The sequence below is a fragment of the Photobacterium angustum genome, assembly GCF_003026365.1.
Lineage (GTDB): Bacteria > Pseudomonadota > Gammaproteobacteria > Enterobacterales > Vibrionaceae > Photobacterium > Photobacterium angustum.
Genome location: NZ_PYOM01000009.1, coordinates 97,975 through 120,096 on the forward strand (window position 1 = coordinate 97,975; position 22,122 = coordinate 120,096).

Here is a 22,122-nt window from a genome sequence, read left to right on the forward strand (position 1 = left end):
TCAGGTAAACAATATGTCTCTAGAAATGTTAGAACAACTAGAAGCCAAAGTTCAGATGGCAATTGATACAATTTCTATTCTACAAATGGAAATTGATGAATTAAAAGAGCAAAACTCTCAACTTTCGATGGAAGCACAAGAACTACGCTCTGGTCGTGAAAATCTAAATGAAGAAAATGAAAAACTACGTCAAGATCACAATGCATGGCAGGAGCGCGTACGCAACCTACTAGGCAAAATGGAACACGTAGAATAATACTGATTTCAGTTTATCTGTTTCGGTTTTCGGCTTGGTATGTTGTTTTCAGGAACGACAGCATACCGGGCCGTAATTTTATTTATTGCTAGCTGTATGTCTAATCGATATCAAGAGGTTCAGGCGATAAAATAACCCCTGTATTATCAGCATAGATATGATCTTCTGGTAAGAAGGTTACCCCGCCAAAATTGACAGCGACGTCAATCTCACCAATATCACGTTGATCAGCGCCCACTGGGATTGAGGCGAGTGCCTGAATACCAAGATCTAATTCATCTAGCTCATCGACATGGCGAACACAGCCATAAATAATCAGCCCTTCCCATTCATTTTCTTGCGCTAAGTGAGCTAAATCGATATCAATTAATGCCCGTCGTAGTGAACCACCACCATCAATTAATAACACCCTTCCTACACCTGATTGCTCTAAGACTTGGCGAATAACACCGTTATCTTCAAAACATTTTATGGTAGTTATTTGGCCGCCAAAAGAGCTGCGTCCACCGTAAGAGCTGAACATAGGCTCAACAACATCAACGTGTTCGAGATAGATATCACACAGTTCAGAGGTATTGTATTCCATAAGTGGACTTCTTATTTAGCGAAAGAAAGGAAATCAATAAGGCTTATAACGAGGAGAGACTCATTTTAAGCCTTGTTGAAATTATAACCAGTTGATCTGTCATTGCAATTCGCAATCATCAATTATGACAAGATGATCCCGAGAGCAAACAATAAATTAGTGAGTAAAGCGCATTTGACCATGGTTGCCATCATAGGGCGGAGCTCTTTACCATTTTTAGAATGATAAACAGCACGACCATGTTTAAAGAGTAGTGGGACACTCAATAAAAATAACCAACCAAATAGCGATTTTGTTTCAAATAGAGAAAAAAGAGCTAAACATACAATACTGGCTGTTAATAAGAATAGGTGGTATTTACGGCCCCATTCAGGCCCCATGCGCACGACCAAAGTTTGCTTACCGCAAGCTCGGTCGTTATCAATATCACGCAGGTTATTAATATTAAGAACACCCACAGCGAGCAAACCACAGGCCGTTGCCGGTAACATTATCACTGAATCAATGCTGCCAGCTTGAAGGTAGTAAGTGCCTGCAACACCTAGCCAGCCAAAAAAGATTAATACTGATAAATCACCTAAGCCACGGTAACCGTAGGGCTTATTACCCACGGTATAGGCAATAGATGCAACAATAGCTAGCGCGCCGAGCAGTATAAAACCAATGATGTCATGGGGGTTATGACAGGCAATAAATATCAATGATAAGCCACTGATTGCTGTCAGAATAATGTTGAGGAACATGGCGGTACGCATGGCTTTCGGGGTTACTAATCCTGATTGAATCGCACGTTGAGGTCCTAAACGATCATCATTATCGGTGCCTTTAACAGCGTCACCGTAATCATTAGCAAGGTTAGAAAGAATTTGCAGCAAAAGGGCGGTTAATAAAGCGAGCGCTGCAATTAAAGCAGAAAAACTTCCATGCCATCCTGCCACCGCACTACCGCATACAATTGATGCGATGGCTAGTGGCAAGGTTTTCGGTCTTGCTGCATCTAACCAAATAGCAAGTGATGAAGATGATTTCATAATCTAGATACTTAAATAATGAGGGGATCAGTATTATGGCGAAAATTTGGATTGGCGCAAATTTATCCCATTAATAGTTGTAAAAATAAAAAAAACGGTGCGCAAGGGCACCGTTTTTCTGAAAGGCAATGTTATTACAAGATAAAACGGCTTAAATCTTCATCTTGTACAAACTCACCAAGACGCTCGCTAACATATGCAGCATCAATCATGAATTTTTCACCGGATTTTTCACTGGCGTCATAGGAAATCTCTTCCATTAAACGCTCCATAACGGTGTGAAGACGACGAGCACCGATATTCTCAGTACGCTCATTCACTTGCCATGCCGCATCCGCTAGGCTATCGATACCGTCAGCCGTGAATTCGATTTCAACTGATTCTGTTGCCATTAATGCTTTATATTGCTCTGTTAGCGATGCATTTGGCTCAGTCAGAATACGTTTAAAGTCGTGACTTGTTAGCGCTTCAAGTTCAACGCGAATAGGTAAACGACCTTGCAATTCAGGGATCAAATCTGATGGCTTAGCCACTTGGAACGCACCTGATGCAACAAATAGGATGTGGTCTGTTTTAACCATACCGTGTTTGGTTGATACTGTGCTGCCTTCGACTAATGGTAGCAAGTCGCGCTGTACACCTTCACGAGAAACATCAGGACCGGAAGACTCGCCACGCTTACAAATTTTATCGATTTCATCGATGAACACGATACCATTGTTTTCAACCGAATGAATCGCTTGTTCTTTAAGCTCTTCTTGGTTTACTAACTTCGCCGCTTCTTCTTCGGTTGCTGCTTTTAGCGCGTCTTTGATTTTCATCTTACGCTTTTTAGTGGTATTGCCAGCAAGGTTTTGGAACATGCCCTGAAGCTGGTTGGTCATTTCTTCCATACCAGGAGGCGCCATGATCTCTACACCCATTTGAGGTGCAGCAATGTCCATTTCAATTTCTTTATCGTCTAGCTTACCTTCACGTAATTTCTTACGGAAAGATTGACGAGTCGAAGATTCTGCAGGTGCTTCTTCATTTTGACCCCAAGCATCACGCGCTGGTGGTAGAAGAGCATCTAAAATGCGCTCTTCTGCTAATTCTTCAGCACGGAAACGGACTTTCTCAGTCGCTTGTTGATGCGTCATTTTTACAGCTACATCAGTCAGATCGCGAATGATCGTTTCAACTTCTTTACCAACATAACCCACTTCGGTGAATTTTGTTGCTTCTACTTTAATGAAAGGTGCATTCGCAAGTTTTGCTAAGCGGCGTGCAATCTCGGTTTTACCCACACCGGTAGGGCCGATCATTAAAATGTTTTTTGGCGTTACTTCAACACGCAACTCTTCAGGAAGTTGCATGCGACGCCAGCGGTTACGTAGTGCAATCGCAACTGCTCGTTTCGCTTTGTCTTGACCGATAATATGGCGATTAAGTTCATGAACGATTTCGCGAGGAGTCATTTCAGACATTACAACTTCCTTACTTAGTTTCTAATTCTTCAATGGTGTGATTGTGGTTAGTGAACACACAAATATCACCAGCAATATTCAGGGCTTTCTCTGCAATTTCTCGCGCACCTAAATCGGTATTTTCTAGCAATGCTGTTGCTGCGGCTTGGGCGAAATTACCGCCAGAGCCAATCGCAATTAAGTCGTGCTCTGGTTGTACAACGTCACCATTACCGGTGATGATGAGTGAGCCTGTTTCATCGGCAACGGCCAACAAGGCTTCAAGCTTACGTAGAGCGCGATCAGTACGCCAATCTTTGGCAAGTTCAACGGCCGATTTTAGAAGGTGGCCTTGGTGCATCTCAAGCTTACGCTCAAAACGTTCAAATAGAGTGAATGCATCAGCGGTACCGCCAGCAAAACCTGCCAGTACTTTATTGTTATATAGACGGCGAACTTTACGTGCGTTGCCTTTCATTACTGTGTTACCAAGTGATACTTGGCCGTCACCAGCAATGACGACTTTACCGTTTCGACGTACAGATACAATAGTTGTCACGGGGTTAACCTCTCTGGTTCTGCTCCGGCATAGCCGGTATCGTTAATGTGAAAAGATCTGGGGATGAAAGAAAGGCTTTTCAAGTATGAACTGTCAATTGGTCGTTATTATTACGTTTATCTAATATAAAAAAAGGACGTACATTGGTACGTCCTTCTGATTGCTTGGTTAACTTTGGTGAGTTATTGCCAATGCCAAATACCACACGGTGAAACACCAGCACTTTGGAGTTTAGCTTTATCTTTTTCAGCACTGCTTTTTTGTGAGTAAGGGCCTAATACGACACGGTACCACGTTCCTTTTGCATCACTACTAACTTTAAGTTGGCTATTCATACCTTGGAATGCAATTTTTGCTTTACGTTCATCGGCTTGTGATTTTTTACGGTAAGCACCACACTGCAATACAAAGCGCACATTTGAAGTTGCCTCGGGCTTATTTTTTGCCGGACTTGGTTTTGTGTCCTCAGCAACCACAGGCTTATCAGTTTGAGCGCTCTCTTTCGGTTTAGGCGTGTCTGTTTTTTTAGCTGCAGTTTCTTTTTCCACTGGCTGCACACGTTGGTTTTTTAAGTCGTCTGGCACGATGACTTTTTTATTTTCTAATTCCTGAATGTAACGCCATTTTTCTTCAGGTTTTGGCGGTAGGACTTCTTTATTAGTGGTTTTTTTAACCTCAGTAGTAGGTTGAGGTTTTGCACTAATTGGCAGTTCATCTTTAGGTGCTGGTTGTTCAGGAACATCAGTACCAGACAAGAAGAATAAACCAGTAATCAGTCCAAATACTAAAACAATAGCGGTGACCGCCCACTTGATTGGAAATCCACTAGGGGCGGGGGCTTTTTTTCGACTCGGACTGCTTTTTTTATTTGCCGGTTTCGGCGAGCGTCCGCGTTTTACATAATCTTTAGTAGCCACGATGATAGACAAATACGTTGAGAGAAGGAAAGAGTTCTATGTTACAAAGTTGGAATGATACTGACTAGTTTTTATCACTAATAATGTGTAGGTTATGGTCAATAGTTTGCAAAAACTGTGAACTTATGATTATTTCATAAGCTCACGGTCTTTTTATGACTATCGAGATGGTGGCGCAGCACTTTCACGGATTACCAGTTTTGCATCAAGTAAGCGAGATCCTGCTTGTACTTCCTTGCCTTTAAGCAACTCAAGTAACATCAACATTGCTTGGCGACCAATTTCATAACGTGGTTGAGAAACAGTTGTTAATGGTGGATCACAATACTCAGCAAATTGAATATCATCAAAGCCAACAATTGAAATATCTTGTGGAACACGAAGTCCAAGACGTTTTGCCTGCTGCATCGCACCAATCGCCATCACATCAGAATGACAGAATAGTGCGGTTGGTGGCTCTGGTAACGACAACAATGCAGTAACTGCGCGCGCACCAGCAGCAAAGGAAAAATCGCCCTTTACAGTATAGGCTGGGTTTAATGTTATCCCACCACGACGCAGTGCTTGTTGATAGCCCTGATTTCGGAACTGGGATAATGGCGCTTGATCGGGGCCAGTAATCTGCGCAATACGCTTATGACCCATTTGTGTTAGATAATTAACTGCTTCAAATGCTGCGGTGAGATTATCAATATGGATGGTCGGCAACTCTAATTCAGGTGCGTACTCACAAGCCATCACTAAAGGTGGTAGGTTCTTCTGTTCTGGTTTACTGACATCAAAAGGTAAGTCTGTACCAAGTAATAACATACCATCAGCTTGTTTAGTAAAGACTAAATTAACAAATGAGTTTTCACGCTTTTTCTGTTGCCCACTATCGCCCAGTAATACAAGGTAACCGTACTCCATTGCGGCTTCTTCGATACCACGAATAATCTCTGTGAAGTACGGATCACAAATATCAGGGACGATAGTTACGATCGTTTTTGACTCATTGCGACGTAAATTACGGGCAAGTGAGTTAGGTGAGTAGCCAGCTTCCATGACAGCCTGCTCAACTTTTTTACGAGTTGAAGCCGATACTTTTTCCGGGTTCATTAGCGCACGGGAAACCGTTGCAGTCGAAACTCCGGCTAGCTGGGCAACATCCTTCATTGTCGCCATATTGCTTTCCTCTTTTATCTAAATCTCTCTTATTGTGCGGCTGGTAGCTCGAGGTCAAAAGGACTGAGACGGAAACCAGCAAAGCAGTAAATGACTGATATTAGTCAATACTATTGATATTGTAGAATGTAAACAAAGGATTAAACATGCCTCAAATAGCATAAATTACATTCACTATGTGAGTTTTGTCGCATTGTTGGTCTTAAGTTAAATCTTGAGGCTCTACATCAATCGACCAACGTACTTTTTTAGCTAACGGCAGTAATTGAATTGCGGGCTTGGCAACACTGAGTATTTGTTGCAAGGCTTTGCGATTAGGGGTTTGTAAAATTAATTGCCAACGATAACGTCCTGCTCGACGAGCAAGAGGAGCAGGGTTTGGCCCCAATACACAGCAATCTTGATCATAAACAGGGCTGGATTCAAAAATGCCACGGATTTGCTGTAAGAGTTGGCAAACGGTATCGCTGTCATTAGCTTCCGCCCGTATTAAGACAAGGTGAGTATAGGGCGGTAACATGGCTTGTTGGCGTTCAACTAATGCGGTTTGTGAGAAAACGCCATAGCCTTTATGAAGCAATGATTGTAATAGTTGATGCTCTGGATGGTGAGTTTGTAATAGCACTTCGCCCGGTTTACTCGCACGTCCAGCGCGTCCTGCTACCTGAATAAACAATTGTGCTAAACGTTCGGATGCGCGGAAATCGTTACTAAACAGCGCGCTATCAACATCAATTAGTGCGACTAAAGTGACATTCGGGAAATGGTGGCCTTTTGCTAGCATTTGAGTACCAATTAAAATTTGATACTCATTATTTTTAATCGCTTCGAGATAGTTTTCTAAAGCCCCTTTACGACGCGTGCTATCACGATCAATGCGCACTGTCTTAAATTCAGGAAATAGGGTTGCGAGTTGATTTTCTAGTTGTTCAGTACCTACACCGACGGGCAATAATTGAGTCGAACCACATTGCTCACATTGCGGTATTATAGGACGCTGAGTTGCACAATGGTGACAACGCAGCTCCCCAGATTGCTGATGTAAAGTGTAATAAGCATCACAACGATGACACTCGGCTATCCAACCACACTCATGACACATTATGGCAGGCGAAAAACCACGGCGATTAAGAAATAACATCACCTGATTACCTGCATTTAAGTGTTTACGCATCTCAGCGATGAGTGGTGCAGATAAGCCAGCATCAAGATATAGACCTTTGACATCAATCACACCATGACGTGCCAGTTGAGCGTTACCCGCACGTTTAGTTAAAGTTAAATGATGGTATTTGCCCGTTTTAGCATTATGCAAGGTTTCTAATGCTGGTGTCGCAGAGCCTAAAATAATTGGAATGTTTTCTTTATTGGCGCGCATAACGGCAAGATCGCGAGCATGATAACGTAAGCTATCTTGTTGTTTATAAGATGCGTCATGCTCTTCATCGACAATGATGATGCCAAGGTTTGCAAAGGGGGTAAATAATGCAGATCGCGTCCCGATGATAATACCCGCTTGATTATCTCGACCTGCAAGCCACGCAGCCATACGCTCGCTGTCATTTAGCCCTGAGTGAACCGTTTCTAGAGGCACATTAAAACGACGGCGAAATCGGTTAATCGTCTGAGGGGTTAAGCCAATCTCAGGGACTAATATCAACGCTTGTTTACCTGCGGCAAGCACTGGTTCTAACAAGTTAAGATATACTTCTGTTTTGCCTGAACCTGTTACCCCTTCTAACAGATAACAGCCAAACTCAGGGTTACTATTCACGGTGGCAATTGCTAACGCTTGTTCTTCATTTAAACGTGGTTTTTCTTCAGTAACAGAAAACTGTTTCTGCCAGTTTTGGCTTTTAGGTTGTTGCTGTTGTTCAATGATCCACCCTTTATTTGCTAACGTTTTTAAAGTTGTAGAGCTCACTTCTTCGCTCAATAATGCATCATGACTGACGGCCCCGTTTTGCAGTAGACGCAGTATTTGAGCTTGTTTGGGCGCGCGGGTTAAACCATTTAGTGGCTGTGATTTTCCGGCTTCTGTTAAAGCCCAAAATTTTAGTGTGGTTTGTGAGGCTTCACGCCCTTTTCGCAATAAAGCCGGCATCGCATTAGCCAGCGTATCGCCGAGAGGATATTGATAATATTGACTAGCCCATTTGAGCAAATCGAATAAAGGCGGCATCCACAGCGGTGCTTTATCAATGACTTTTTGGATCGCTTTTAGTTGTTCGATAGGAAACTCAGAGCTATCTGTTAGTGCGGTAACGATACCTATTAACCGTTGACGCCCGAAAGGAACCTGCACACGCCCGCCGACAATAGGCAGGTCGTTGGGTTTGATTAAATAATCAAAGGTTTTATCTAAGGGAATAGGGAGAGCGACTCGAGCGATATTCGGGATCATAATTTACTGCAGTCATTGAGCTTATGTTGAATAATACCAGACCAAGTGAAACTCGATAAGTGCTGTTAAGTCTGATAGGTGAAGAACACGGTGCGGGACAAAGAAATTACGCGTGAAAAATCGGCATCTGTATTGATCTCCGCGGGATGATTGATTACTATACGCCGCCTGATTTGTCACATAATGTGGCAAGCTATTTTTTAACGACGTGTGGTGCCCGGCTTTGGATCGGGAGAGCGACACGGCCTTTATTTTGAGGTTATCCCATGAAACAAGGTATTCATCCTGAGTACACAGCAGTAAACGCACGTTGTTCTTGTGGCAACACTTTCGTATTTAACTCTACTATGGGTAAAGACATCAACCTTGATGTATGCGACAAGTGTCACCCATTCTACACTGGTAAACAACGTCAAGTTAGCTCTGGCGGCCGTGTTGACAAATTCAACAAGCGTTTCGGTGCGCTTACTAGCAAGTAATCACTTGCCAGATGAATTTAGAAAAAAGGGATGCGAAAGCATCCCTTTTTTTATGTCTCAATAAAATATAAGAAGAATAACTGTTGGCTAAATGTATAAAACTTGCTGGTCATAAGCTGGGAAATTAGTACTTAATGGCATATGATTTAATAACAAATACGAATTGCACATAGATGTAATTTGCCATTATAAATGTCAGCGTTGAGGCTCAAATATCACTATGACCGAAGATTTTCGTCAACAAGCTCTAGATTACCACTCCCTTCCTACTCCTGGAAAAATAGCCGTTGCACTGACTAAGCCTGCCAATACGGTTGAAGATCTTGCTTTAGCGTATAGCCCTGGTGTTGCTGAGCCCGTTAGGGAAATCGCTCAAGATCCTGATAACGTTTATAAATATACTGCGAAAGGGAATATGGTCGCGGTGATCACCAATGGTACCGCTATTTTAGGTCTTGGTAATTTAGGTCCGTTAGCCTCTAAGCCTGTTATGGAGGGTAAATCATTACTTTTTAAACGCTTTGCCGGTATTGACTCAATTGATATTGAAGTAAAACATCGTACTATCGATGAGTTCGTTGATACTGTCGCAAATATTGCCGATACCTTTGGCGGCATAAATTTAGAAGATATTAAAGCACCAGATTGCTTTGAGATCGAACAGCGCTTAATTGAACGTTGTAATGTTCCCGTGTTTCACGATGATCAGCATGGTACGGCGATTGTCACAGCGGCAGGTATGCTTAACGCTTTAGAGCTTCAAGGTAAAGCCATCGATGAAGCTGTGATTGTTTGCTTAGGCGCAGGTGCTGCGGCAATTGCCTGTATGGAGTTACTTATTAAGTGCGGTGCACAGCGTGAGAAAATCTACATGCTGGATCGTAAAGGGGTAATTCATACCCGTCGTGATGACATTAATGAATATAAACAGCTATTTGCTAATAATACCGACAAGCGCACTTTAGAAGATGTGATTGCGGGGGCCGATATTTTCGTTGGTGTATCAGGCCCTGATTTATTACCGCCTGATGCGCTAGAATTAATGGCAGAAAACCCTATTGTATTTGCTTGCTCTAACCCTGATCCTGAAATAAAACCAGAATTAGCTCATCAAGTCCGAAATGATTTGATTATGGGGACAGGGCGCTCTGATTATCCTAACCAAGTGAATAATGTTCTGTGTTTCCCGTTCATTTTCCGCGGCGCATTGGATGTGCGTGCAAGTCAAATTAATGATGAAATGAAATTAGCTGCCGTTCATGCAATTAGAGAGTTAGCGAAAGAGCCAGTACCACAAAGTGTACTTGAGGCTTCGGGTGTATCACATCTTGAATTTGGCCGAGAGTATATTATTCCAAAACCGATGGATCCACGTTTATTACCACGTGTCGCAAAAGCTGTTGCACAGGCAGCCATTGATTCAGGCGTCGCACGTATTGAGATGCCAATGGGTTATATGGAAGTGTAATAGCGCTATTGCGTTGATGAGAAATAAAAACCAGCCATTAGGCTGGTTTTTTAGTATACATAGTACTGCAATAATTATTCATTAATGTCTTCGTAGCTAATGCCCATCGCGTCCATTAATGCTTTTGCTTCTGCAGGTAAATCGTCTGGACGATCTTTACGAATGTCATCATCAGTGGGAAGCGGTTGGCCTGTGTAGGCATGAAGAAAGGCTTCACAAAGTAATTCGCTATTTGTTGCGTGGCGAAGGTTATTCACCTGACGACGAGTACGTTCATCAGTCAGAATCTTAAGCACCTTTAATGGAATCGAAACAGTAATTTTTTTTACTTGTTCGTTTTTCTTACCGTGTTCCGCGTAAGGGCTAATATATTCGCCATTCCACTTTGCCATGTTTTACCTTCTCAGCGATATTTGGGTTAATAATGGTGGTAACAGGAATCGACATTTTCTGTTAGCAACGGGGATTGTAGGGCGGCGATATTACGTGAACATCGCGGTTTTGTCCCGTATTGAACAGAAAAATTACAGTAAGGTTGTTACCATTATTTTGTTATGGCTGAATTTTAGCGGGATTTACTGCCATAAGCAAAGACATATAGACGTCCAGATGTGTTGACGTCTTGTTTTGTAGTGGTTAAAGTTGTTATAAATTTATTATCTTGGGTTAAATCCTGCCCCGACAAGGAATGTTTGTATGAGTGATAAGCGACTGGCGACAATTGCAGTAAGAACCGGTATTGATGTTGACTCTCAATATAACGCTGTTGTTCCTCCTATTTATTTAACGTCGACCTATAGCTTTCCAGCTTTTGGCGAAGTACCGCAATATGATTATTCTCGTTCGGGTAACCCAACAAGAAATACGTTAGCTGACGCGCTTAGTGAGATGGAAGGTGGTGCTGGTGGTGTGGTAACCAGTTGTGGCACAGCAGCGATGAATTTATTAGTTACTGCATTACTAGGTCCTGATGATTTGATTGTTGCGCCGCATGATTGTTATGGCGGTACTTATCGATTATTTAATACTCGTGCCAATAAAGGTGATTTTAAGGTTGAGTTCGTTGATCAATCGGATCAAGAAGCATTTGCAGTTGCTTTAGCGAAAAAGCCTAAACTAATCTGGGTTGAAACACCGTCTAACCCATTAGTGCGTGTGATTGATATTGCGGCGCTGTGTCAGCAAGCAAAAGCCTTGGGTTGCCTTGTTGCTGTTGATAACACTTTTTTATCGCCGCTACTACAACAGCCAATTGAATTAGGGGCTGACTTTGTTGTTCACTCAACAACCAAGTACCTTAATGGTCACTCAGATGTGGTGGGTGGGGTACTGATTTCAAAAGATGCTGAAATGGCAGAAACCATTGCGTGGTGGGCAAACTGTATTGGTGCTACTGGCGCACCATTTGATGCTTATCTAACTTTGCGAGGTCTACGTACATTATCACCACGTATGAGAATGCATGAAGAGAATGGTGTAGCAGTACTCGATTACCTTCAACAACAGGCGATGGTGGGTACTATTTATCATCCAAGCCTTCCATCACATCCTGGTCATGAGATTGCCAAACGCCAGCAAAAAGGTTTTGGCTCTATGATGAGTTTTGAATTTGCGGGTGATCAAACCCAACTTGAAGTGTTTGTGAAAGAGTTAAAGCTGTTTTCACTAGCAGAATCATTAGGTGGCACTGAAAGCTTAATTGCGCATCCATCAAGTATGACTCATCGTGCAATGTCTGATGAAGCACAGGCAGAAGCGGGGATCACCACCTCATTATTACGTCTTTCGGTTGGCCTTGAAGACCCTAGTGATTTAATAGAAGATCTTGATCAAGCCTTTAAGCTCGCAGCGGAGGCTCACTAATGACAAAAGCATTACGCCAATTACATAAATTTGGCGGTAGTAGCTTAGCTGATCCTGAGTGCTATCGCCGAGTAGCGGATATTCTGGCGGAGTATTCAAACAATGAAGATTTAATTGTTGTGTCAGCCGCGGGAAAGACTACAAACCAACTTATATTATGGTTAGCGCAACTAGAAAAAGATGGTCGTCAAGCCCATGAGACCTTGTTATCTGTCCGTAGCTATCAGCAACAATTAATTGAGTCTTTGCTTTATTCACCGACAGCAGAACGTTTGATTGAATTACTACATGATGATTTATCAACGATTGCTCGCTATGGTGAAAGCCCTATTAGCCCTGCACTTCGAGGCACCATTCAAGGGTATGGTGAAGTATGGTCTGCGCGATTATTAGCGGCATTACTGTGCCAGCGTGACTTACCCGCCACAGATTTGGATTCTCGGTTATTTTTACGCGCCGATCACGCCGCACAGCCAGAAGTTGATAGCCGATCGTCGAAGCCATTATTGCAACAGCAGTTTGCGCAGCATAGCCATCACCGTTTAGTGATAACAGGTTTTATGGCCCAAAATGAGCAAGGGGAAACTGTTTTACTTGGTCGTAATGGTTCAGATTACTCAGCAACAATTATTGGTGCTTTAGCGGATGTTTCTCGAGTCACGATTTGGAGTGATGTTGCTGGGGTCTATAGTGCTGATCCACGTAAAGTTAGCGATGCCTGTTTATTACCGTTATTACGATTAGATGAAGCCAATGAGCTGGCTCGTCTTGCTGCCCCTGTTTTGCATAGCCGTACATTACAGCCTGTAGCGCAAAGTGCGATAGATTTAACACTGCGTTGTAGTCATCAACCAGAATCAGGTTCCACGCGAGTAGAGCGTGTTCTAGCTTCCGGTCGAGGGGCAAAAATTGTCTCTTCGCTTGATGATGTGTGTCTGATTGAAGTTGATGTACCACGAGGTATGGATGTTCAACATGTACGTGAAGACGTTGAACGTTTATTGTCGCGCCATCAATTAGCCCCTTTAGCGCAAAGCCTAGAGCAGAGTAAAGGCCGTATTATGCTGGCTTATACTCGAGAGGTGGTGAATGATGTATTAAAGTTACTGCAAGATAGCGGAACACCTGCTGAATTACGGTTACGAGAAGGCTTCTCAATGGTTGCAGCCGTGGGCGCGGGGGTGATCAATAATCCTATTCATTGTCATGGGTTCTACCAGCAGTTAAAAGGCTTACCGGTTGAGTTTATGACCGAAGCGGATTCGGGATTAAGTTTGGTTGCTGTATTGCGCCATGTCGAAACAGAAGGCTTGGTTAGTGATATTCACCAAGCGCTCTTTCAAGCTCAAAAACGTGTAGGGTTAGTACTTTGCGGTAAAGGCAATATAGGGAGCCGTTGGCTTGAGTTATTCGAACGAGAGAAACCAGCGTTAGAAAAACGTCATGGTTTAAGTTTCACTTTAATAGGGATCCTCGATAGTCGTCGTTGTTGGATGAACTTTACAGGTATCGATCCTTCGTTAGCACTGACACAATTTGAACAAGAAGCAATAGAGTATCAAGAGAGTGCGTTTTTCTCTCATTTTGCGAATGCTGATTATGACGATGTGATTGTGCTTGATGTAACGGCAAGTAGTGAGCTGTCAAAGCGTTATGCTGAAATAGCTGAACACGGTTTGCACTTAATTTCAGCCAATAAAGTGGCGGGCTCTGCGAGCAGCAAGGACTATCATGCGGTGATTGATGCGTTTGCGAAAAGTAGTCGTCATTGGTTGTATAACGCGACTGTTGGTGCTGGGCTTCCAGTGAATCATACTGTCCGTGATTTACGAGATAGTGGCGATCAAATCATCGCTGTTTCTGGTATTTTCTCAGGCACTTTATCTTGGTTATTCCAACAGTATGATGGTAGTGTGCCATTTTCTGCGTTAGTAGAACAAGCATGGCAGCAAGGGCTAACAGAACCAGATCCTCGCCATGATTTAGATGGCAGTGATGTGATGCGTAAGCTCGTGATATTGGCTCGTGAATCAGGCCTAGACATTGAGCCTGAGCAGGTAAAAGTTGAAAGCTTAGTCCCAAGCGATCTTGCAATATTATCTGTTGAGCAGTTTTTTGAGCAAACCCAAGTACTTGACGAGATTTTAGCCGAGCGATTAGAAAGTGCGCGTGAGGAAGAAAAAGTTCTACGTTATGTGGCTCGATTGGATCGTCACGGCAACGCCTATGTTGGTGTTGAAGCCTTACCACAAGAGCATGCGCTAGCTAATTTACTTCCGTGCGATAATATCTTTGCTATTGAAAGTCATTGGTACCGTGATAATCCGTTAGTGATTCGAGGACCAGGAGCGGGGCGTGATGTGACTGCTGGTGCATTATTATCAGATATAAATCGTCTGGCCTGTTTACTATAACGGTTTGATAAAATTTTAAAGCCCGCTTGTTATTAGCGGGCTTTTTATTGTTTAAAAGCAGCGTTGCGATTGGTTTATGCCGTAAAAAATAAACCGCAGTTTACTGCGGTTTAATTATTTTATGAGAAAGATAACGAACTACAGCGCAACAGGGCTGCCGTTACTGTCCATATCTTTTAGCTCAACAAGCACTTCTTCAGCCCAGTCAATCCAAGCTTGGCGGTTATGTAAACCACGACGAAGTGTTAAACGATCTAAGCGTTGTTGGCGGTCCATTGACTTATAATCGCTGAAATGGAGTTTTTCTAGCTCTTTGTAATGGCCGATCAGTGTTTGAGATTCATCGATTAATGCTGCAAGTTGCTTTTGCATTGGCTCTGAATTATGAACACCACAGACTAACAGCTTTGCTGAGAACTCATCGCGAGTTGTGGGATTACGTGCAGGCTCTTCAAACCAATTAAATAGTGCTTGGCGACCAGCATCTGTGATGGCATAGACTTTACGATCAGGTTTACCCTCTTGAGGTTCAAGTCGACATGTTACTTGATCGTTAGTAGCCATCTTATTCAGTTCACGATACACCTGCTGGTGGCTCGCTTTCCAAAAGTAGCCAATACTATGAGAAAACTCTTTAGTTATATCATAACCCGTTGCTTCTCTGTTGCTAAGCACGGTTAAAATTACGTGTGGTAGTGACATCTCTTCTATCCGTTAAATACGTCAAATAAAAATAACAACTGAACTAGATTACATACGCTTCGTAATGGCGCTTTTTATTTATAATCTTAATATCTTATAGTTCGGTTGAGACCGCATACAATATCATTAATTTGCTTAATATCGATACTTCGAGATGAAATATCTGATATACGGGCTTGCAAATTTATTATCTTGTGACCTTACTTCGATAGCGAAAAAATACTCGCACCATTAAGGTCTGGATAATCTTATACATCATCGCTCATATCGAAGTTACAACTATCATAGCCCTGTTAAGAAACTTTATGCTGTATCATTATTGAGACAAAAAAGATTTTTCTTAACATATAGATAAATAACGGGAAAAAAAAGGACCATCAAATGGCCCTTATTAATTATCACAATCTGCTAGCCAGTATTACGCATACCTGTTGCAATACCAGCAATAGTAACCATTAAGGCCTCTTCAAGTGCTGGAGGTAACTCTTCCTGCTGTCGAGTTCGGTATAACAGTTCTGCTTGTAGCATGTTAAGAGGCTCAACATAAATGTTACGTAATCGAATTGATTCAGCGCCCCAAGGGTCTTGCTCCATTAAGTGATCGTTATTTTCAACCGTTAAAACAGCCTTAATATCTTTACCTAATTGATCACGAAGCTTTTGACCTAATGGCCATAGAGATTCGTCTGTTAGACGCTCGTCATAGTATTTAGCAATACCGGTGTTAGTCTTGGTATAAACCATTTCAAGCATACCTAGACGTGTAGAGAAGAAAGGCCACTCTCGACACATATCTTCTAACAATTTCGCGTGACCTTTGTTGATTGAATACTGAATTGCTTCACCAGCACCCAGCCATGCGGGTAGCAATAGACGGTTTTGACTCCATGCAAAAATCCATGGGATCGCACGTAAGCTCTCTACACCACCTTGCGGGTTACGTTTCGCTGGACGAGAACCAAGAGGCAGTTTACCTAACTCAAGTTCAGGCGTCGCAGCACGGAAGTAAGGAACAAATTCAGGATCAACACGCACAACATTACGATAAGCTTCACAAGAGACTTCAGACAATACATCCATCAGTTCACGCCATTCTTGTTTAGGCGCTGGAGGCGGAAGTAGATTGGCTTCAAGTGTTGCACTCGCGTAAAGGCTTAAACTATTGATAGCGACTTCTGGTAAACCTAACTTAAAGCGGATCATTTCACCTTGCTCGGTGACACGTAATCCGCCTTTTAAGCTGCGTGGTGGTTGAGATAACAGTGCTGCGTGAGCTGGTGCACCACCACGACCAATACTACCGCCACGGCCATGGAATAGGGTGATTTCAACCCCAGCTTGTTCGCAAACATCAACCAGTTTTTCCATTGCGCTATATTGCGCCCAACCTGCCGACATTACACCCGCATCTTTAGCTGAATCTGAGTAGCCGATCATGACCATTTGGTGGTTTTGAATAAAGCCACGATACCAGTCAATATTCAGTAGTTGCTCAATAACATCAGCACCATTATTCAAGTCATCAAGGGTTTCAAATAATGGACAGACATCCATTCTAAATGGACAGCCAGCTTCTTGCAGTAGTAAGTGAACGGCAAGTACATCAGAAGCCGTACGCGCCATTGAAATGACGTATGAGCCTAGTGCTTCACGGGATTGCTCTGCAATAGTTTTACAGGTTTCAATGACTTCTTTAACCTCAGCCGATGGTTCCCAATCACGAGGAAGAAGTGGACGTTTCGATGATAGTTCACGAACAAGGAAAGCAATTTTATCCTGCTCGCTCCATTGGTCGTAATCACCCAGTCCAAGGTAACGAGTAAGCTCTGATATCACATCTGAATGACGAGTACTTTCTTGACGAATATCTAAACGGACTAAGTGTACGCCAAAACATTTAACGCGACGTAATGTATCAAGCAGTAGGCCATCAGCAATAATAGCCATGCCGCACTCATGCAGTGATTGGTAACACGCATACAGTGGATCCCATAGCTCTGCAATATCTTCAATAACAATATCGGAGGTGGGTTTCTGACCATGAATCTTCGCATCAAGATTGTCACGAGTATGAACTAGCTTATTACGTAGTTGCTTTAGAATAGCGCGGTAAGGTTCATGCTCTTCGCCTGCAAGCTCACGCACCGTCTCGTTACACTGAGTCATGGATAATTCGTTGATCAACTCTTGAATATCATTGAGGTAAAGATCTGCCGCTTTCCAACGTGATAAAGAGAGCACTTCACGTGTCACATTCGAGGTAACAAATGGGTTACCATCTCGGTCTCCACCCATCCAAGAAGAGAAGGTGACTGGTGATGCGTCAAGAGGAAGGGCTTCGCCAAGGTGTTGCTGTAATTTTTCATCAAATAGGCGAAGAAATTCTGGTACAGCTTGCCATAGTGAATTTTCAATAACGGCATAACCCCATTTAGCTTCATCAATCGGGGTTGGACGTTGCTGACGAATAACATCTGAGTGCCATGCTTGAGCAATAAGCTGTTCAAGGCGCTGCTCAATACGTGCTCGTTCAGAGGTTGATAACTCGCTAAGCTCTAACTGAGATAAACATTTATTAATCTGTACCAATTTGTGAATCATGGTACGTCGAGCGATTTCTGTTGGGTGTGCTGTTAGCACTAAATCAATATTAAGTTCACGAACCGCTTCAATAGAATCAAGCTGATTGACGTCATTGTCGGTCAGCTTATTAAACAGCTCATCGAGTGCATCAGGGCTGCATAATGTGGTTTCACATTGACGAGAGATAGTATGGTATTGCTCTGCAATATTCGTGAGATTCAGGAATTGGCTAAAGGCGCGAGCAACTGGAAGTAATTGATCATCGGGTAAGTTCTGTAGCTCATCGATAAGCTTTGCACGATCTTCTTCACTACCAGAATGTGCTGATTTAGATAGTTTACGAATAGTTTCGACTTTATCTAACAGTTCGTCACCATGTGCCGTTTTAATGGTATTACCAAGCAGGTGACCTAGCATACTTACGTTACTTTTTAACGTGCTGTATTTCTCATTCATATCGCATCCATCTCGTAATTTAGTTACATCCAATTTAAACTTCTAACAGACAATCTAGCCGTGATCTCACTTTGAGGTCAACTATCATTACATTTATAAGTGTTAAAACCGATCTATTTTGATTTTGGTCATAAATGCGATTGAAGTCTGTAATTTTGTTTCATTATTGCTCGTTTACCAACAAATAACAGTTAGTAATAATATTGTCTCAAACTGATGTCAAATCGATGAATGATGAAAATGTTACAAAAAGATGAAGGAAAAGTTTTAAAAAGGATTAGGAAGTTGAGGTTTTTAAGGCTTTTCTGTTGACAGTACGTTAATTAATCAGTAAACATATAAATGCAATGCAAACGAATAATTTATTGCTTTATTTAGCCGTAACCTGAGCAAGGAATGCCGGGTCTCCATTGTTAATTTAGGATGTTTTAACATGAACCAAGCGAAGCTTTTTACTCATACCTTCCGACGACGCTAAGTCATATTCGCTTGGTGCGTATGCGCCCCTCATATTTGCTGTTTTCAGCACTTCTTGTTACACGTTACTGCTGCGAAAAAATAAAGACTCAAGCCAGATTTGCTCCTCAACGGTAACAACAATCATTAGACTAAAAATGGAATTTGTAATGTTAAAGACTCTAATTATCGGTGCAAGTGGCTATACCGGTGCAGAACTTGCGAAAATGGTGGTTAAGCATCCTCACTTAGAACTTGCGGGTTTATTTGTTTCTGAAAATAGCCTTGATGCGGGTAAACCGTTAAGTGATTTACATGGTCAATTGAAAGGCATTGTTGATTTACCGTTACAGCCGTTAATCAGTCCAAGTGATATTGCTAAAAATGCTGACGTTGTTTTACTTGCCACAGCCCATCAAGTCAGCCATGACCTTGCTGCCAGTTTTCTTAATAAAAGGTGTCAGGTTTTTGATTTATCCGGTGCTTTTCGTGTTAAAGGTGATGATTTCTATACCCAGTATTATGGCTTTGAACACCAGTATTCAGATTGGCTTGAACAAGCGGTTTATGGGTTAGCTGAATGGAATCATGATGCCATTGCGAAGGCACAATTAATTGCTGTTCCGGGCTGTTACCCAACAGCTTCACAATTAGCGCTTAAACCATTAATTGAAGCGGGTTTACTTGATACCGAGCAGTGGCCAGTGATTAATGCAGTTAGTGGTGTGTCTGGTGCTGGTAGAAAAGCGACCGTGACTAATAGTTTCTGCGAAGTAAGCCTGCAAGCTTACGGTTTATTTTCCCACCGCCACCAACCTGAAATCAGTACTCATCTAGGTCGTGATGTTATTTTTACCCCCCATCTTGGCAACTTTAAACGTGGCATTCTTGCAACTATTACAGCGAAGCTAGCACAAGGCGTCACGCTAGAGCAGGTAACGGAAGCATTGAACCTAGCATATGCATCTACAGCAGATAAACATGCGGTACGTCTTTTAGGAACACAAGCGGCACGTCTACAGAATGTGGTAGGGACTTGCTTCTGTGATATTGGCTGGAAGGTGAATGGTCAACATATCATTTTAACATCAGCTATTGATAACCTTTTGAAAGGGGCTTCTTCGCAAGCGATGCAGTGCATAAATATTCGAAATGGTTTCCCACAATTAACCGCTTTAGTGTAGGAATTCGATGATGAGTCAGGTTCCATTAGTCATTAAATTAGGTGGTGCAGTACTTTCATGTACAGAAACCTTAGAAAAGTTATTTTCAGCGATTAATCATTATCAAGCTAATTCGCAGCGTCCATTAATTTTAGTGCACGGTGGCGGTTATTTGGTTGATGACTTAATGGCAAAACTGCAACTACCGACAGTGAAAAAACAAGGTTTACGTGTAACACCTAGTGATCAAATTGATGTTATTGCTGGAGCACTCGCTGGGACTGCGAATAAATTACTTCAAGGGCAGGCAATTAAATCTGGCGTAAAAGCAGTCGGGCTAAGTCTGGCCGATGGAGGTTTATGCCAAGTTTCGCAATTAGATCCTGAGTTAGGCTCAGTGGGTAAAGCTGAGCCGGGTAATGGCGCACTGATCACACAAATTATGGCATCAGGTTATATGCCGATCATTAGCTCAATTGGTTTAGATGGGCAGGGCGAGTTGATGAATGTCAATGCAGACCAAGCCGCCGTTGCTGTTGCTGCCGCCGTTGATGGTGAGTTGGTATTACTCTCTGATGTGAGTGGTGTATTAGATGGCAAAGGGCAATTAATTGAAGCGTTAACAGAAGCTGAGGCTGAATCGTTAATCGAACAAGCGGTGATCACCGATGGCATGATTGTCAAAGTACGCGCAGCATTTGATGCGGCCAAAGCGCTAGGCCGTCCTATTGAAGTGGCGAGTTGGCGTTCCCCTGAAAAATTAACAGCACTATTTGCTGGCGAGAGCATCGGTACCAAATTTACGTTGTAATTGAAATTAAGTTAACAATATTTAGCACATCGCCTAAACGGAATAACCGCAAGGCTGATAAGGAGAACAGCACATGAGCAAGATTAATAAAGTTGTATTAGCCTATTCTGGCGGTTTAGATACATCAGCTATCATTCCATGGTTGAAAGAGAACTATGACTGTGAAGTTGTCGCATTCGTGGCAGATGTAGGTCAAGGCGAAGAAGAGCTGGTTGGGATTGAAGAAAAAGCATTGGCTTCAGGAGCTTCATCTTGTTACATCGCTGATCTTAAAGAAGAGATGGTGAAAGATTATATCTACCCATCACTAAAAACTGGTGCAGTGTATGAAGGTAAATACCTACTGGGTACTTCAATGGCGCGTCCAATTATTGCTAAAGCACAAGTTGAATGTGCATTAGAAGTTGGTGCCGATGCGTTATGTCACGGTTGTACTGGTAAAGGTAACGATCAGGTACGTTTTGAAGGTGCATTTGCCGCACTAGCACCACAGCTTAAAGTAATTGCTCCTTGGCGTGAATGGGATCTACGTAGTCGTGAAGCGCTATTAGATTATCTTGCTGAGCGTGATATTCCATGTACAGCATCGCTTGAAAAAATTTACTCTCGTGATGCGAATGCTTGGCACGTATCAACAGAAGGAGGGGTGCTAGAAGATACGTGGAACGCACCAAACGATCTATGTTGGGTATGGACAAAAGATCCAGAGCAAGCACCGGATCAAGCTGAAACGGTAACACTTAAGATTGAACAAGGTGAAGTGGTTGCGGTTGATGGTGAAGCGATGACGCCATACAACGTGCTAACGTACCTCAATGAAAAAGGTATCGAGCACGGTGTTGGTCGTATCGATATCGTAGAAAACCGCCTAGTTGGTATGAAGTCTCGTGGTTGTTATGAAACACCTGGAGGCACGATTATGATGGAAGCGCTACGTGCGGTTGAGCAGCTAGTACTCGATAAAGAATCGTTCGATTTCCGTCAAACGCTAGGTCTTAAAGCGTCGCACCTTATTTATGATGGTCGTTGGTTTACGCCATTATGCCAGTCATTAATTGCAGCTGCTGATGAGCTAGCAAAAGATGTGAGTGGTGAAGTGGTCGTTAAGCTGTACAAAGGCCAAGCAACTGTAATTCAGAAACGCTCAACTAACAGCTTATATTCTGAAGAGTTTGCGACCTTTGGTGAAGATGATGTGTATGATCACAGCCATGCTGGAGGCTTCATTCGTCTTTACTCACTAGCAAGTCGTATTCGTGCTTTAAATAGCCAAAAGAAATAACAAAAACAATCACGGGGCTCCCTACTTAAGCCCCGTTTGATTACGCCATAACAAGATAAGCAAGTCGATACGTAGAGCAAAGG

At 42.6% G+C, this 22,122-nt stretch carries 18 protein-coding genes; 8 read left to right on the top strand and 10 right to left on the bottom strand.

Annotated features, from left to right (window positions below; translation table 11 throughout):
- Window positions 1-13 precede the first annotated feature (13 nt).
- A complete protein-coding gene (gene zapB, locus CTN01_RS11060) occupies window positions 14-256 on the top strand; it encodes a cell division protein ZapB (protein WP_005371883.1) in 243 nt (80 codons plus the stop codon).
- Between the two features lie 100 nt (window positions 257-356).
- On the opposite strand, the gene rraA is transcribed toward zapB, so the two are convergent.
- From rraA to priA, 7 genes are all read right to left on the bottom strand, one after another.
- Window positions 357-842 carry a ribonuclease E activity regulator RraA gene (gene rraA / locus CTN01_RS11065; RefSeq protein WP_045083854.1) on the bottom strand — a complete coding sequence of 162 codons (486 nt, stop codon included), beginning with the start codon at window positions 840-842 and terminating at the stop codon, window positions 357-359.
- Between the two features lie 122 nt (window positions 843-964).
- Window positions 965-1,873, bottom strand: coding sequence for a 1,4-dihydroxy-2-naphthoate polyprenyltransferase (locus tag CTN01_RS11070; protein WP_045083855.1), 909 nt, complete (start codon window positions 1,871-1,873; stop codon window positions 965-967).
- 134 nt (window positions 1,874-2,007) lie between these two features.
- On the bottom strand, window positions 2,008-3,339 hold the full coding sequence (hslU, locus tag CTN01_RS11075) for an ATP-dependent protease ATPase subunit HslU (protein WP_005371876.1): 1,332 nt from the start codon (window positions 3,337-3,339) through the stop codon (window positions 2,008-2,010).
- Between the two features lie 10 nt (window positions 3,340-3,349).
- Entirely contained in the window at window positions 3,350-3,877 is a 528-nt protein-coding gene (gene hslV, locus CTN01_RS11080) for an ATP-dependent protease subunit HslV (protein ID WP_005371875.1), read from the bottom strand.
- A gap of 182 nt (window positions 3,878-4,059) precedes the next feature.
- Window positions 4,060-4,794, bottom strand: coding sequence for an SPOR domain-containing protein (locus tag CTN01_RS11085; RefSeq protein ID WP_045149893.1), 735 nt, complete (start codon window positions 4,792-4,794; stop codon window positions 4,060-4,062).
- Window positions 4,795-4,953: 159 nt separating this feature from the next.
- A complete protein-coding gene (cytR, locus tag CTN01_RS11090) occupies window positions 4,954-5,976 on the bottom strand; it encodes a DNA-binding transcriptional regulator CytR (RefSeq protein ID WP_289844205.1) in 1,023 nt (340 codons plus the stop codon).
- Between the two features lie 184 nt (window positions 5,977-6,160).
- Window positions 6,161-8,362: a primosomal protein N' gene (gene priA / locus CTN01_RS11095; RefSeq protein ID WP_045149894.1), complete on the bottom strand. Its 2,202-nt coding sequence runs from the start codon at window positions 8,360-8,362 to the stop codon at window positions 6,161-6,163.
- Window positions 8,363-8,628: 266 nt separating this feature from the next.
- On the opposite strand from priA, the gene rpmE reads away from it, so the two are divergent.
- Together rpmE and CTN01_RS11105 are read left to right on the top strand one after the other, a co-directional pair.
- Window positions 8,629-8,841 carry a 50S ribosomal protein L31 gene (gene rpmE, locus CTN01_RS11100; protein ID WP_005371866.1) on the top strand — a complete coding sequence of 71 codons (213 nt, stop codon included), beginning with the start codon at window positions 8,629-8,631 and terminating at the stop codon, window positions 8,839-8,841.
- 220 nt (window positions 8,842-9,061) lie between these two features.
- The gene (locus CTN01_RS11105; protein ID WP_045149895.1) at window positions 9,062-10,309 is read left to right on the top strand and encodes a malic enzyme-like NAD(P)-binding protein; all 1,248 of its coding nucleotides are present in this window, start codon (window positions 9,062-9,064) and stop codon (window positions 10,307-10,309) included.
- 74 nt (window positions 10,310-10,383) lie between these two features.
- Here CTN01_RS11105 and metJ read toward each other — a convergent pair whose 3' ends face one another.
- Window positions 10,384-10,701 carry a met regulon transcriptional regulator MetJ gene (metJ, locus tag CTN01_RS11110; RefSeq protein ID WP_005371859.1) on the bottom strand — a complete coding sequence of 106 codons (318 nt, stop codon included), beginning with the start codon at window positions 10,699-10,701 and terminating at the stop codon, window positions 10,384-10,386.
- A 304-nt stretch (window positions 10,702-11,005) separates the two neighbouring features.
- On the opposite strand from metJ, the gene CTN01_RS11115 reads away from it, so the two are divergent.
- Window positions 11,006-12,172 (top strand): O-succinylhomoserine (thiol)-lyase, encoded by a 1,167-nt coding sequence (locus CTN01_RS11115; protein WP_045149896.1) that lies wholly within the window; start codon window positions 11,006-11,008, stop codon window positions 12,170-12,172.
- Complete coding sequence (locus tag CTN01_RS11120; RefSeq protein WP_045149897.1) at window positions 12,172-14,586, top strand: bifunctional aspartate kinase/homoserine dehydrogenase II; 2,415 nt, start codon at window positions 12,172-12,174, stop codon at window positions 14,584-14,586. The genes CTN01_RS11115 and CTN01_RS11120 overlap by 1 nt, the downstream gene beginning before the upstream one ends.
- A gap of 138 nt (window positions 14,587-14,724) precedes the next feature.
- Here CTN01_RS11120 and CTN01_RS11125 read toward each other — a convergent pair whose 3' ends face one another.
- Window positions 14,725-15,288, bottom strand: coding sequence for a PadR family transcriptional regulator (locus CTN01_RS11125; protein ID WP_005371854.1), 564 nt, complete (start codon window positions 15,286-15,288; stop codon window positions 14,725-14,727).
- A gap of 408 nt (window positions 15,289-15,696) precedes the next feature.
- On the bottom strand, window positions 15,697-18,327 hold the full coding sequence (gene ppc / locus CTN01_RS11130) for a phosphoenolpyruvate carboxylase (protein WP_005371852.1): 2,631 nt from the start codon (window positions 18,325-18,327) through the stop codon (window positions 15,697-15,699).
- Between the two features lie 626 nt (window positions 18,328-18,953).
- On the opposite strand from ppc, the gene argC reads away from it, so the two are divergent.
- The 3 genes from argC to CTN01_RS11145 all read left to right on the top strand — a co-directional run bounded on the left by argC (window position 18,954) and on the right by CTN01_RS11145 (window position 22,039).
- A complete protein-coding gene (gene argC / locus CTN01_RS11135; protein WP_045149898.1) occupies window positions 18,954-19,967 on the top strand; it encodes an N-acetyl-gamma-glutamyl-phosphate reductase in 1,014 nt (337 codons plus the stop codon).
- Window positions 19,968-19,977: 10 nt separating this feature from the next.
- Window positions 19,978-20,757 carry an acetylglutamate kinase gene (argB, locus tag CTN01_RS11140; RefSeq protein WP_045149899.1) on the top strand — a complete coding sequence of 260 codons (780 nt, stop codon included), beginning with the start codon at window positions 19,978-19,980 and terminating at the stop codon, window positions 20,755-20,757.
- Between the two features lie 73 nt (window positions 20,758-20,830).
- Entirely contained in the window at window positions 20,831-22,039 is a 1,209-nt protein-coding gene (locus CTN01_RS11145) for an argininosuccinate synthase (RefSeq protein ID WP_045083862.1), read from the top strand.
- The last annotated feature ends 83 nt before the right edge of the window (window positions 22,040-22,122 follow it).